Below are 263 nucleotides of genomic sequence, written 5' to 3'. Positions count from 1 at the left end.
CTAATACCATCTTGTTTAAATTTACCTTTTAGCTCACCACGCCAAGCTTCAAGCTCAGTAATATCAGCTAAATCAAACTACGTTACTTGTGGAATAAAGTTATTCAATGACAATTGTGGAACAGAAACCTGTTGCAAACGTGTCATTGCAGCGACTTCACCACCGCCATATGCACTGAAATCTGGTAATGCAGGCAAACCTGAAGCTACAGCTGTTGTACTTGCTTCAGGAGCAACTTGTGGTGCAGTCAGACGAGTTTTCAC

The 263-nt window shown here is 41.8% G+C and carries 1 pseudogene; it reads right to left on the bottom strand.

Annotated features, from left to right (window positions below):
- Positions 1 to 263, bottom strand: a pseudogene (locus tag ACG94X_RS16885) (pyruvate dehydrogenase complex dihydrolipoyllysine-residue acetyltransferase); the annotation flags it as partial.

The sequence above is a fragment of the Acinetobacter psychrotolerans genome (assembly GCF_048552595.1).
Taxonomy (GTDB): domain Bacteria; phylum Pseudomonadota; class Gammaproteobacteria; order Pseudomonadales; family Moraxellaceae; genus Acinetobacter.
The sequence above is the reverse complement of the archived record's forward strand: the minus strand, read 5'-3'. Positions and strand labels throughout refer to the sequence as shown.